Source organism: Marinobacter sp. OP 3.4, assembly GCF_036224885.1.
Classification (GTDB): Bacteria; Pseudomonadota; Gammaproteobacteria; order Pseudomonadales; family Oleiphilaceae; genus Marinobacter.
The window spans coordinates 1-13157 of record NZ_JAVVLT010000025.1 but is presented as its reverse complement, the minus strand read 5'-3'; the positions used below and the strand labels follow the sequence as shown (position 1 = coordinate 13157).

Genomic DNA, 13157 nt, shown 5'->3' with positions numbered 1-13157 from the left:
TTTCTTCCGGAAAACGTCAAACTCGCTTCGCTCAGACAACGTTTCCCTGCAGAAAAGCACCCCCACCCCTCGGCCCCGGGCAATAGCGCAGGCCTCCACGGTCATTGCTGAGGATTGCACAGGTTTCGGAGGCATGGGGCCGGGAGGTTTTTCCGTAAGAAAAGCCTCCCGGCCCTGTGCCTGTGCTCCAGAACTCATGTCCTTGAAGGGTTGGCTACTCCATATAATCCCGCTTGTACCGGAACTCACAGAGATCCTCGATAATGCAGGCGCCGCACCTGGGCTTGCGGGCGGTGCAGGTGTAGCGGCCGTGGAGGATCAGCCAGTGGTGGGCATCCAGCAGGAATTCCTTCGGTACCAGGCGCATCAGCCGTTTTTCCACTTCCAGTACGTTCTTGCCGGGGGCAATACCGGTGCGGTTGGAGACCCGGAAGATATGGGTATCCACGGCCATGGCCGGCTGGCCGAAGGCGGTATTGAGCACAACGTTAGCGGTTTTCCGGCCCACGCCGGGCAGGGCTTCCAGGTCTTCGCGGGTACTGGGGACCTCGCCGTTGTGCTTTTCGATCAGTGCACGGCAGGTCTTGATCACGTTCTCCGCCTTGCTGTTGAACAGACCGATGGTCTTGATGTATTCCTTCAGGCCGTCCACGCCCAGGGCCAGGATGGCTTCGGGGGTGTTGGCCACCGGGTAGAGCTTGGCGGTGGCCTTGTTGACCCCCACGTCCGTGGCCTGGGCGGACAGGATCACCGCAATCAGCAGTTCAAACGGGGTGCTGTAGTTCAGCTCCGTGGTGGGGCTGGGGTTGGCATCCCGCAGCCGGGTGAAGATCTCAACGCGTTTCTGCTTGTTCATAGGGCCTGATCGGTACGTCGGTGGTCAGGAAATATGGCCGGTTACCCGGACCCGCTTGCTGCCGGCGGCCACGGTATCGGTGGCGCGGGCCTTGCGCCGCTCCTCCAGTCTGGTGTCGATGCCATTCTTGAGGGCGATCAACAGACCCAGGCCCACGAATGCTCCCGGCGGCAGTACCATGAACAGCATGTCCGGATAGTTCCGGAACACCTGGACGGTCCAGTCCGCGGCCATGGGCCCCAGCAGCAGGTGCATGTCGGTAAACAGGGTGCCCTGGCCAATCAGTTCCCGCATGCCCCCCAGGACGATCAGCACCCCCAGGAAACCCAGCCCCATCATGGCGCCATCGAGCAGGGCGGGCAGAGGGGGAACCTTGGAGGCAAAGGCATCGGCCCGGCCCAGGATCGCGCAGTTGGTGACGATCAGCGGAATAAAGATACCGAGGATCTGGTAGAGCTCGTAGGTATAGGCCTGCATCAGCAACTCCGCGCAGGTCACGAAGGACGCGATGATCATCACGAACGCCGGCAGTCGCACCGAGGGGCTGACAAAGTTGCGGATCAGGGACACCGCCAGGTTGGAGCCCATCAGCACCAGCAGGGTGGCAATGCCCAGGCCGATGGCGTTCACCACTGTGCTGGTCACCGCCAGCAGGGGGCACAGCCCCAACACCTGCACCAGGGCCGGGTTGTTGGTCCAGAGGCCGTCGCGGATGATCTCGGCGCTGGTCTTGGTACTCATCAGCCCTCCTCCCGGTGCGGTTGTGGTTCGTCGCTGGTACGGATGTCATCGGCGTCAACGGTGGTCAGGATGGTCTCACGATGCTCGCGAAAATACACCAGCGTATCCTGCACAGCGTTGACCACGGCCGAAGGCGTGATGGTGGCACCGGTAAACTGGTCGAACACACCGCCATTCTTTTTGACCTCCCAGTTCCGGGGCTCGGGGTTTTCCAGGGAGCGCCCCTCGAAGGACAGCACCCAGTTGGATTTCCTGAGCTCCACACGGTCTCCCAGGCCCGGGGTTTCCCGGTGACTGGTGACCCGGACCCCGAGCACCTCACCCTGAAGGTTGATGCCCACCAGCAAGTGGATGTCGCCGGAGTAGCCGTCCGGAGCCACCGCCGGCAGGATCAGTCCCACCGGCTTGCCGTCCTGCCTGGGCACCCAGCCCTTGAGGGGACCGTCAATGGCCAGGCGGCTTCCGGGCGGCAGGGTGACGGTATCCTGTAGCAGGTCGTTGTCATGGGCCGATTCCGGAATGATCTCGTAGAGGGCGCCGGCTTCCGCCCGTGCCACCTGTTCCTGTATCCGGTCTTTGGTGAGTTGCTGGGTGAGGGCGATGGTACCACCAGTAATGATGGCGAACAGGCCCAGGCCGATAGCGCTGCGACGGATGGATTGCGCGAGAGCTGCCATGCCGTTACCCCGTCTTGCCCGGAATGCCCCGGCGCGGCTTGTGATGGCCGTAGGTGCGGGGTGGCGTGTAGTGGTCGATGAAGGGCACCGCGAAGTTCATCAGCAGTACGCTGAAGGCCACGGCATCCGGGTAGTTGCCCCAGGCACGGATGATGTAGATCAGCATCCCGATACAGGCGCCATAGATCAGCTTGCCCTGGTGGCTGGTGGCGGCGGAGACGGGGTCGGTGGCAATGAAGAAGGCGCCCAGCATGGTGCCCCCCGCCAGCAGGTGCATGGACAGCGGGGCGTACTGGTCCTCGTTGGCGCCAAAGGCCAGACTCATCAGTGCCAGGGCGGCCAGCAGGCTGACCGGAATATGCCAGGTGACAATGCGCAGTGCCACCAGGGCCAGCCCTCCCAGCAGGAAGGCACCGTTCACCCACTCCCAGCCCCGGGCCACACCGGCACCAAAGGTGGGGTGTTGCAGTACTTCGACAGCAGTATGGGTGGCAATCTTGTGCTTGTACTCATCCAGGGGCGTGGCCATGGTGTAGGCATCCACCGTGGTCTGTTGCCCGGTGAAGATGATGTTCAGTGTCTCGCCGAAACCGGGAGCGTTGGTCAGCATGCCCGCCTCAGCCCAGTTGGTGGTCATGGCCACCGGGAAGGACACCAGCACCAGGGCGTAACCCACCATGGCGGGGTTGAAGGGGTTGGTGCCCAGGCCGCCATAGAGTTGCTTGGCCAGCACAATGGCGGAGATAACGGCCACCGCCGATACCCAGCAGGGGGCAAATTGTGGCAGCGACAGGCCCAGCAGCAGGCCGGTGACGGCGGCGGTGTTGTCCCGCAGGAAGAAGTTCACCGGCCGGCCCCGCAGCATCAGCATGGTGGCTTCCGCCCCCAGGGCCAGCAGGATGCACCAGACCACATTGATCAGGTTGCCCCAGCCGAAGAACAGGGTCTGGGCCAGCAGGCCCGGCAGGGTCGCCAGGATGACAATCAGCATCACCTGGGAGGTGGGCCGTGCCCGGCGGGCATGGGGGGAGGACTGCTGCACCAGGCTCATTCGCCGGTCTCCGTTTCCAGTTGTCGGCGGGCGTCGGCCAGGGCATCTTCGGCCCGCCGGACCCGGTCCACATTCTTGGCCACGGCCCGTTCCAGCTTTTCCACATTGTCGGCGCCGCCGGCCTTCGCTTCCTCAAGCATGCCCTCCATGGTCTCCAGCTTGCCTCGGGCCTGCTCAAGCTGCTTCTCCAGGGCACCGATATCCGGCTTTTCGGTGGTGGTTTCGGGCGTAGCGGGTACCGCGGCGGCAGCGGCCGGCGCCGCCTTCTTGCGAGCCAGGGCCTGCTGGACCATGGCGGCCCTGGCGGAGCGTTCGTCGGTGGCGTCGCCCTCGGCCACCGCCTGCTCGGCCTCGGCTTTTTTCTTCTCCTGGGCCTCGGCGGCGGCGCGGGCCCGTTCCCGGCGGCGCTGTTCCTTTTCTTCCTGCTCCCGCTCCAGCCGTGCCTGGCGGGCCTCGAAGCGCTCCCGGGCGCGGTCGGCCTTGATCTGTTCCGCCTGCTGGGTGCGAATCTCGCCCTTGGCGTAGCGGTAGTACTGCACCAGGGGAATGGAACTGGGACAAACGTAGGAGCAGGCACCGCACTCAATGCAGTCGAACAGGTTCAGGTGCTCGGCGCGGTCGAAATCCTGGGCCTTGGCGTGCCAGAACAGTTGCTGGGGCAGCAGGTCCATGGGGCACGCTTCGGCGCACATGCCGCAGCGGATACAGGGTTGTTCCGGCGGCGGTGTCGGCAACTCGGCCTCGGTGGCGGCGATCACGCAGTTGGTGGTCTTGACCACGGGGACGGAGGTGTCCTCCAGGGTATAACCCATCATGGGGCCGCCCAGGATCAGCCGGTTGATCCGCCCCGGTTCAAGCCCCGCTCCGTCCAGCAGGTGCTGGATCGGGGTGCCGATCAGGGTATCCACATTGCCCGGTTCCGAAACGCCGTCACCGGTGATGGTGGTGATGCGGGATATCAGCGGCTCACCCCGGAATACCGCCCGGTACACGGCCATGGCGGTGCCCACGTTCTGGCACATGACGCCGATATCCGCCGGTATGCCACCGCTGGGTACCTCCATGCCGGTGAGGATCTGGATGAGCTGCTTCTCGCCACCGGAGGGGTATTTGGTGGGAATCACCACCACCTCGGTTTGGGTGCCTTCGGCAGCCTTGCGCACAGCGGCAATGGCTTCGGGCTTGTTGTCCTCGATGGCGATGACCACTCGTTCCGGGCGTAGTATCCAGGCCATTACCTTCAGGCCCTGCTGGATCTCGTGGGACCGTTCCCGCATGGCCATGTCGTCGGCGGTGATATAGGGTTCGCATTCCGCACCGTTGAGGATCAGGGTGCCCACCTTGCGATCCCGGGGCGGGCGTAGCTTGATGTTGGTGGGGAAGCCGGCGCCGCCCATGCCGCTGATACCGGAATCCCGGATCCGCTCAAGTACCGCTTCCCGGTCCATCTGGTGGTAGTCGTCGATGGGAGTGAGTTCGCACCAGGTGTCGTGGCCGTCCGGCTTCAGCACGATGCACCAGTCCGCCATACCGGAGGGGTGGGGCACCGGTAGCCGCTCGATACCGGCAATGGTGCCCGAGGTGGGGGCGTGTACAGGCACACCCATACCGGCGGTGACGTCGGCAATCTTCTGCCCCTTGAGAACCTGGTCACCCGGTTGCACCACCGGCTCCGCCGGCTCGCCGATATGCTGTTGCAGGGGCAGTACAAGTCGCTCGGGCAGGCCTGCAGGGCGAATGGGCCTGGCGGTGGACTGGTGCTTGTTCTCTGCCGGGTGAATGCCCCCGGGGAAGCTCCACAACTGCGTCATCAGGCGCTCACTCCCTGGCGATCGGTGGCGATGATCGCCGGCTTTGGTGGTTGCCAGGTCCAGGTCCGGATGTCCTCGTCCACGGTGACCATGTCGATGCAGTCCACCGGACAGGGCTCCACGCACAGGTCGCAGCCGGTGCATTCACTTTCGATCACCGTGTGCATGTGCTTGGCGGCGCCAAGGATGGCGTCCACCGGGCAGGCCTGGATGCACTTGGTGCAGCCGATGCACTCGTCCTCGCGGATCACCGCCACCCGTTTCTCCTGCTCCACGCCATGCTCCGCATCCAGCGGCTGTGGCTCCACGTCCAGCAGGTCCGCCAGGGCCTTGATGGTGGCGTCACCGCCGGGCGGGCACTTGTTGATGGCGTCGCCATCGGCAATGGATTCGGCGTAGGGGCGACAGCCGGGGAACCCGCACTGGCCGCACTGGGTCTGGGGAAGCAGGGCGTCGATCTGCTCGACGATGGGGTTGCCCTCCACCCGGAAGCGTTCTGCGGCATAGCCCAGCAGGGCACCGAACACCACGGCCAGGGCCACCAATACCGCAACGGCTATGAGAATACCGGTCCACATGACATTGCCTCCGTCAGACGCCCACCAGGCCGGTAAAACCAAGGAAGGCCAGGGACATGAGCCCGGCCGTCACCATGCCGATGGCGGCGCCCCGGAAGGCCACCGGCACATCGGCCACGGCGATGCGTTCACGCATGGCGGCGAACAGCACCAGCACCAGGGAGAACCCGGCGGCGGCGCCAAAGCCATAGAGCACGGACTCGACAAAGTTGTTCTGCCGGTTGATGTTCAGCAGGGCCACACCCAGCACCGCGCAGTTGGTGGTGATCAGCGGCAGGAAGATGCCCAGCACCCGGTACAGCAGGGGGCTGGTCTTGCGCACCACCATCTCGGTGAACTGCACCACCACCGCGATCACCAGGATAAAGGTGATGGTGCGCAGGAACATCAGGTCCAGCGGGGCCAGCAGGTAGGTGTAGGCCAGGTAGCTGCACACCGAGGCCAGGGTCAGCACGAAGGTGGTGGCCAGGGACATGCCCATGGCGGTCTCCAGCTTGCCGGACACGCCCATGAAGGGGCACAGGCCCAGGAACTGTACCAGCACGAAGTTGTTCACCAGTATGGTGCTGACCAGGATCAGCAGGTATTCGCTCATCCGCCCGGTGCTCCGATGGTTACATCACCCGCATGCCGGGGGTGGCACCGGAATCGGGTGACAGAATGAAAATGTCCTCGCCCCCGGGGCCCGCCGCCAGCACCATGCCTTCCGACAGACCGAACTTCATCTTGCGGGGCTTGAGGTTGGCTACCATGACCGTCATCCGGCCTTCCAGTTCCTCGGGCTGGTAGGCGGACTTGATGCCGGCGAAGACATTGCGCTCGCCATGGCCGATATCCAGGGTCAGGCGCAGCAGCTTGTCGGCACCTTCCACATGCTCGGCCTTGACGATCTTCGCCACCCGAAGGTCCACCTTGGCGAAATCCGGGAACTCAATCTCGTCCGCCACTGGCTCCAGGTTGCTGTCTGCGGCCTGTGTCGCCGGCTGCCCGGTAGCGGTGGACATTTCCTCCTTCGAGGCATCGATCATCTTCTCGATCTGGGCCATGTCCACCCGGTTCATCAGTGGCTTGAACTTGTCGATGGGGTGGTCTTCCAGCAAATCGTTCCGGTTGTTCCAGTCCAGCCGGGCGTTGAGGAAGCTCTCGGCGCCATCGGCGGTCTTCGGCAGCACCGGGGCCAGGTAGGTCATCAGCAGCCGGAACATGTTGATGGCGTTGGTGCAGATGGCCTGCAGGTTGTCGTCCTGCCCCTCTTGCTTGGCGATCACCCAGGGCTGTTCGTCGTTGACGTACTGGTTGGCAATGTCCGCCAGTTCCATAATACGGCGCATGGCGCGGCCAAACTCGCGGGCCTCGTAGAAATCGGCGATTTCCTCGCCGGCGTCGATAAAGGTCTTCAGTTTGTCCTGCTCGGTGACCCGGCCCAGGCGACCGTCGAAGCGTTTGGTGATGAACCCGGCACTGCGGCTGGCGATGTTCACCACCTTGCCCACCAGGTCGGAATTGACCCGGGCCGCGAAGTCCTCCAGGTTCAGGTCCATATCGTCGACGCCGGACGTCAGCTTGGCGGCGAAGTAGTAGCGCAGGTACTCCGGATTCAGGTGATCCAGGTAGGTGCGGGCCATGATGAAGGTGCCCCGGGACTTGGACATCTTCTTGCCGTTGACGGTGACGAAGCCATGGGCCCAGACCGCTGTGGGTGTGCGCAGGCCGGCGTCGTGGAGCATGGCGGGCCAGAACAGGGCGTGGAAGTTGATGATGTCCTTGCCGATGAAGTGATAGACCTCGGCGTCGGAATCCGCCTTCCAGAAGTGCTCGAAATCAATGTCTTCACGGTTGCACAGGTTCTTGAAGCTGGCCAGGTAGCCGATGGGGGCGTCCAGCCAGACATAGAAGAACTTGCCCGGGGCATCCGGGATCTCGAACCCGAAGTAGGGCTTGTCACGGCTGATGTCCCATTCCTGCAGGCCGGCGTCCAGCCATTCGGCGAGCTTGTTGGCCACCTGCTCCTGCAGGGTGCCGCTGCGGGTCCACTTGCGCAGGAAATCCTCGAAGTCCGGCAGCTTGAAGAAATAGTGTTCGGACTGCTTCTCCACCGGGGTGGCACCGGAGACGGCGGAGCGGGGGTTGATCAGTTCCGCCGGGGTATAGGTGGCGCCACAGGCCTCACAGTTATCGCCGTACTGGTCGTCGGTCTTGCACTTGGGACAGGTGCCCTTGATGAACCGGTCCGCCAGGAACATCTCCTTCTCCGGGTCGAAGAACTGGGTGATCTGGCGGGTGGCGATGTGGTTGTTTTCCTTGAGCTTGTGGTAGATGTACTCGGAAAACTGCCGGTTCTCGTCGGAATGGGTGGAGTAATAGTTGTCAAAGCGGATGTTGAAACCCGCAAAGTCCTCCTGGTGCTCCTCCCGGATACGGTCGATCAGCTGTTCGGAGCTGATGCCCTCCCGCTCGGCCCGCAGCATGATGGCGGTACCGTGGGCATCGTCGGCGCAAACGTAATAGCAGTTGTGGCCACGCATCTTCTGGTAGCGCACCCAGATATCGGTCTGAATGTATTCCAGCAGGTGACCCAGGTGGATCGGCCCGTTGGCATAGGGCAGGGCACTGGTAACCAGGATATCGCGCTGTTTGGCACTCGCTTGCGTCATGGTGATGTCCGAACCTTGGTGATCTTTGTGAGAAAGCCTCCGGAAGGCCCTCAGAGGTCCCCGGAAAGCTCCGTATGGTCAGAAACGGGCACAAATGATACCTTCCATGCCATTACTTTTCATCTTCCCGGGCGCTGTTTTCCCCGTTGTGCCCGGAACCCTGATCCACGGAGCACACCATGGCCGAGATTTCCCGCGCAGCCCTTGAGTCCGCGGTTCGTGAATACCGCGACCCGTACCTGGAAAAGGACCTTTACGAACTCGACGCCGTCAAGGCCCTGGAGGTGGACGACTCGGGGCAGGTGACGCTCACCGTGCAGCTGCCCTATGCCAGCGAAGGCATTGCCGGCGGCCTGCGGCAGATCGTCGCCAACAGCCTGGAGAACGTCGATGGCGTGACCGGTGCCGAGGTGCAGGTCAGCCAGAAGATCCATGCCCACAAGGCCCAGCGGGACCTGGAATCCATTGGCGGCGTGAAGAACATCATTGCCGTGGCCTCCGGCAAGGGTGGTGTCGGCAAGTCCACCACGGCGGTGAACCTGGCCCTGGCCCTGGCGGCCGAGGGGGCCACCGTGGGTATCCTGGATGCCGATATCTACGGCCCCAGCGTGGGCATGATGATGGGCATCCCGGAGGGGCAGCGCCCGAAGACCGAGGGCAACAAGTATTTCCTGCCGGTGGAGGCCCATGGCGTGCAGACCATGTCCATGGCGTTCCTGGTCACCGACAAGACTCCCATGGTGTGGCGTGGGCCCATGGTCAGCGGGGCCGTGCAGCAACTGCTGACCCAGACCCTGTGGAAGGAGCTGGACTACCTGGTGGTGGACATGCCCCCGGGGACCGGTGATATCCAGCTAACCCTGGCCCAGAAAGTGCCGGTGACCGGCGCCGTGGTGGTGACCACGCCCCAGGACATTGCCCTGCTGGACTGCAAGAAGGGTATCGAGATGTTCCGCAAGGTGGATATCCCGGTGCTGGGTGTGGTGGAGAACATGAGCATCCACATTTGCAGCAACTGCGGCCATGAAGAGCCCCTGTTCGGTGAAGGGGGTGGCGAGCGGGTTGCCAACGATTATCAGACGGAGCTGCTGGGTCAGTTGCCCCTGCACCTGACCATCCGCGAGCAGACCGACGGTGGCAATCCCAGTGTGGTGGCTGAGCCGGATTCGGAGGTGGCCCGCCGTTACCGGGACATCGCCCGTCGGCTGTCCGCCAACCTGTCGACCCGTGCCCGCAACCAGAGCGGTCCCATCCCCAGTATCTCCATCAGCGATGATTGAGTCGGGGATTTTTGCCGCCGGGCACACATACGGGTAAACTATGGCGCCCCGTTTACAGGGCTGACCACGTACCAGCGTAGCGACAGGAAAGAGACCGCATCAATGAGCATCAAAGCCGACAAGTGGATTCGCCGCATGGCGGAAGAAGAGGGCATGATCGAGCCCTTCGAACCTGGCCAGGTAAGGGAAACCTCCCGCGGGCGGGTGATCTCCTACGGTACTTCCAGCTACGGCTACGACGTGCGCTGCAGCAATGAGTTCAAGATCTTCACCAACGTGCATTCCGCCACGGTGGATCCGAAGAATTTCGACGACAACAGCTTCGTCAACTACACCGGCGATGTGTGCGTTATCCCGCCCAACTCCTTCGCACTGGCGCGCACGGTGGAGTATTTCCGCATTCCCCGCCGGGTGCTTACCATCTGCCTGGGCAAGTCCACCTACGCCCGTTGCGGTATCATCGTCAACGTGACGCCCCTGGAGCCGGAGTGGGAAGGACAGGTGACCCTGGAATTCTCCAACACCACCAACCTGCCGGCGAAGATCTACGCCAATGAGGGTGTCGCCCAGATGCTGTTCTTCGAGTCCGACGAGGAGTGCGAGACCAGCTATAAGGACCGGGGTGGTAAGTACCTGGGGCAGACCGGAGTCACCCTGCCCAAGACCTGATCGGGACCCTGGTCCGGTGCCATGGCGGGTCTCTGGAGGCCCGCTTTTTCGTTGTGGAGCAGCATGACTCGCCGTTTCCCGGGGTCATGGTCTTAAATGATAGTAGTAACGGGAGCCATACGTGAACGCAAACCAGTTTCTGAAGGCGGTGGAGCAGCTCCAGGGCTGGCGCCAGACGGCGTTCCTGCTGGCCCTGGCGGAGAGGGCCTTCCCCAACTACGCGCTGTTCAGCGAGGCCATCGGGGCCAAGGCCGGGGGCAAGATGCGCCAGTTGCTGGATGCCGGCTGGGACCTGTTCGACAACAAGGCCGCCGAAAACCTGATTCCCCAGTTACTGGCCAAGCTGGAGAGCCTGTGCCCCGAGGTGGAAGCCTACGACGCCTACGGCGTCTACCCGGCCTTCGATTTCTGCCGGTTGCTGGAAGAGGCGCTGCTGAGCCGCCTGAACCCGGGCAAACACCGGGCCACCGAGGCCTCCCAGGTGGCCACCGGCACAGTGATGAACTTCATCACATTCTCGGAAGGGGAAGACCTGGACGAGAGTGAACTGGTCCGTCTGCTGGACGGTCACCCGTTGATGAAGGAAGACAAGATGTTCCAGCGGGACCTGATCCTCAGCCTGAAACGCCAGCGGGTGCCGAAGGAACGCTATATCCAGGAACTGAGGGAGCTGGCGGTCAATGACGGCGTCAGCAACCTGGGTATCACCCTGGCGGACGACGAACCCGACGCCTGACCGGGCTGCTGCCCTGGCCCCGCACCCGCTACACGAGAAACCAGGTGAAGCTGTCATGAAACTCTCTGCTTTTGGCCGCAAGTTTACCGCCGACTCCGGCATCACCTCGCTGATGGACGATCTGGGCCATGCCCTGGCGTCCGGTGACGACATGATCATGATGGGTGGTGGCAACCCGGGCCAGGTACCGGAGATGCAGGACCGACTGACGGCTATCCTGGCAGACATGACCCGGGATCCGGAGGCCATGAAGCGCCTGGTGGGCATCTACGATCCACCCCAGGGAGAAAAGCGGTTTATTGCCTCGCTGGTAGATCTGCTGAACCGGGAATATGGCTGGGGCCTGACGGCAGACAACATCGCCCTGACCAACGGCAGCCAGGCGGCCTTCTTCATGCTGTTCAACATGTTTGGCGGCGACTTTGACGACGGCAGCCACAGGCATATCCTGCTGCCCCTGGCACCGGAATACATCGGCTATGCCGACGCCGGTATTGCGCCGGAACTGTTCCGGGCCGTGGAGCCGGAAATCAGCTTCACCGGCCCACACGAGTTCAAGTACCGGGTGGATTTCGATGCCGTGGAAGTCACGGCGGAGACCGGCGCCATCTGTGTCTCCCGGCCCACCAATCCCACCGGCAACGTGGTGACCGACGAGGAGCTGGAGCGCCTGGAAGTCCTCGCCCGCAGCCAGGACGTGCCGTTGATCGTGGACGGCGCCTACGGAACGCCCTTCCCGAGCCTTCTGTATGTGGAGGCGCAGCCGCGCTGGAACGAGCAGGTGATCCTCTGCCTGAGCCTGTCCAAGCTGGGGTTGCCGGCGGCCCGTACCGGGATCGTGATCGCGGCGCCCGGGATCATCAAGGCCCTGTCAGGCATCAACGCCATCATGAACCTGGCCACCGGCAGCTTCGGGGCCATGCTGGCGGAGCCCCTGGTGCGCAGTGGTGAGATCCTGTCCCTGAGCCGCGAGGTGGTGTGTCCGTTCTACCACGCCAAGATGGAGCGGGCGGTGAGGGCGTTTACCGATGCGATGGGAGATGACTGCCGCTGGTATGTGCACAAGCCCGAGGGGGCCATGTTCCTCTGGTTCTGGTTTCCGGATCTGCCGGTATCCAGCCTTGAACTGTACCAACGGCTCAAGGCCCGTGGCGTGCTGGTGGTGTCGGGCCATTATTTCTTTCCCGGCCTGCCGGAGAACGACTGGCGTCACCGCCACGAATGCATCCGGGTGACCTATTCCCAGGACGATGAACAGGTGGCCGAGGGCATGCGGCGGATCGCGGATGAGGTGAAGACGATCTGGGCGGAGCTGGGGTAACCGCCCGGCGTGGTCATTACTGGGTGGCGAGATCGGCGTCTTTCAGGTTCACTTCATAGCGGCTGCCGTCCGGTTCCACCTGCACCAGTCTCACCAGCAGGTAGTCCAGGTCCGGGGCGAACCACATCAGGGTCGACCGCTTGCTGTCCGCTTCCCGGACCTTCTCGACCTTGACGGTCTTTTGCTCCCCAAAGGGTGTGTCCTGGGTTTCCTCCCCGATAACGGCAAAACGGTCCTCGTCAAAATCGCCGTCGTCGGCCACGGCATAGGTCATGTCCGTCTTGCCCGCCTTCAGGTCCTGTTGCAGCTGTAGCTGGTATCCCAGGGGGTCCAGGGCGTCCTCCACCATCGGTATGTTGAAGCTCTCACCCTCATAACTGCCGCTGACCGTGTTGGCGGCGTGGTTGAAGTTCAGGGCCCGGCTGCGGTCCCGTATCATCAGTCCCTTCAGGGCGTAGCGATATTCCATGGGCCGGACGCGGCCGTTTTCCCAATTGAAGGTCACGGATTCGGTGATGTCGGCGATGAAGGAATCCACGTCGAAGCGGTAGAGCCAGCTACCATCCGGTTGCTGCTCCAGGGTGCGGGTGGCGGAGCCGTCAATGGACAGCCCCTTGTCCATGGTGGCGCCATAGGTGGCGGAAATGGGGGTCAGGGCAGGGGGCTGGTCGGAGGCTTCCGGTGGCTCATCCATGGCCAGGGTCGTGGCGCTTGCGACAAGCAGTAACGCTAGGAGTCTGCGCGGTAGAAATCGCGCCAGGCGAGAGCGTCCCACTTTGAGGC

The 13157-nt window shown here is 63.2% G+C and carries 13 protein-coding genes; 4 read left to right on the top strand and 9 right to left on the bottom strand.

Features of this window, described 5'->3' with window-relative positions; all coding sequences use genetic code 11:
* Window positions 1–214 precede the first annotated feature (214 nt).
* Genes nth through metG form a run of 8 tightly spaced genes read right to left on the bottom strand, consistent with a single transcriptional unit; the run spans window position 215 to window position 8368 of the window.
* Complete coding sequence (nth, locus tag RO069_RS04285; protein ID WP_328185494.1) at window positions 215–856, bottom strand: endonuclease III; 642 nt, start codon at window positions 854–856, stop codon at window positions 215–217.
* A gap of 24 nt (window positions 857–880) precedes the next feature.
* Complete coding sequence (locus RO069_RS04280) at window positions 881–1597, bottom strand: electron transport complex subunit E (protein WP_328185493.1); 717 nt, start codon at window positions 1595–1597, stop codon at window positions 881–883.
* Window positions 1597–2274, bottom strand: a complete 678-nt coding sequence (gene rsxG, locus RO069_RS04275) for an electron transport complex subunit RsxG (protein WP_328185492.1) — start codon at window positions 2272–2274, stop codon at window positions 1597–1599. The genes RO069_RS04280 and rsxG overlap by 1 nt, the downstream gene beginning before the upstream one ends.
* Before the next feature lie 4 nt (window positions 2275–2278).
* On the bottom strand, window positions 2279–3325 hold the full coding sequence (gene rsxD / locus RO069_RS04270) for an electron transport complex subunit RsxD (protein WP_328185491.1): 1047 nt from the start codon (window positions 3323–3325) through the stop codon (window positions 2279–2281).
* Window positions 3322–5136: an electron transport complex subunit RsxC gene (gene rsxC, locus RO069_RS04265; RefSeq protein ID WP_328185490.1), complete on the bottom strand. Its 1815-nt coding sequence runs from the start codon at window positions 5134–5136 to the stop codon at window positions 3322–3324. The genes rsxD and rsxC overlap by 4 nt, the downstream gene beginning before the upstream one ends.
* A complete protein-coding gene (gene rsxB, locus RO069_RS04260) occupies window positions 5136–5714 on the bottom strand; it encodes an electron transport complex subunit RsxB (RefSeq protein WP_328185489.1) in 579 nt (192 codons plus the stop codon). Before rsxB ends, rsxC begins: the two co-directional genes overlap by 1 nt.
* A gap of 13 nt (window positions 5715–5727) precedes the next feature.
* Window positions 5728–6309 carry an electron transport complex subunit RsxA gene (rsxA, locus tag RO069_RS04255; RefSeq protein ID WP_328185488.1) on the bottom strand — a complete coding sequence of 194 codons (582 nt, stop codon included), beginning with the start codon at window positions 6307–6309 and terminating at the stop codon, window positions 5728–5730.
* A 19-nt stretch (window positions 6310–6328) separates the two neighbouring features.
* A complete protein-coding gene (gene metG / locus RO069_RS04250; RefSeq protein ID WP_328185487.1) occupies window positions 6329–8368 on the bottom strand; it encodes a methionine--tRNA ligase in 2040 nt (679 codons plus the stop codon).
* 179 nt (window positions 8369–8547) lie between these two features.
* Here metG and apbC point away from each other — a divergent pair, with 179 nt between their 5' ends.
* The 4 genes from apbC (at window position 8548) to RO069_RS04230 (ending at window position 12374) form a co-directional block, all read left to right on the top strand.
* Entirely contained in the window at window positions 8548–9648 is a 1101-nt protein-coding gene (gene apbC / locus RO069_RS04245) for an iron-sulfur cluster carrier protein ApbC (RefSeq protein WP_328185486.1), read from the top strand.
* A 102-nt stretch (window positions 9649–9750) separates the two neighbouring features.
* Window positions 9751–10317 carry a dCTP deaminase gene (gene dcd / locus RO069_RS04240; RefSeq protein ID WP_328185485.1) on the top strand — a complete coding sequence of 189 codons (567 nt, stop codon included), beginning with the start codon at window positions 9751–9753 and terminating at the stop codon, window positions 10315–10317.
* 121 nt (window positions 10318–10438) lie between these two features.
* A complete protein-coding gene (locus RO069_RS04235; RefSeq protein WP_328185484.1) occupies window positions 10439–11053 on the top strand; it encodes a YjaG family protein in 615 nt (204 codons plus the stop codon).
* Window positions 11054–11108: 55 nt separating this feature from the next.
* On the top strand, window positions 11109–12374 hold the full coding sequence (locus tag RO069_RS04230; RefSeq protein WP_328185483.1) for a valine--pyruvate transaminase: 1266 nt from the start codon (window positions 11109–11111) through the stop codon (window positions 12372–12374).
* A 16-nt stretch (window positions 12375–12390) separates the two neighbouring features.
* Here the strand turns inward: RO069_RS04230 and RO069_RS04225 are convergent.
* A partial coding sequence (locus tag RO069_RS04225) for a DUF3108 domain-containing protein (RefSeq protein ID WP_328185482.1) occupies window positions 12391–13157 on the bottom strand: 767 nt, incomplete at its 5' end.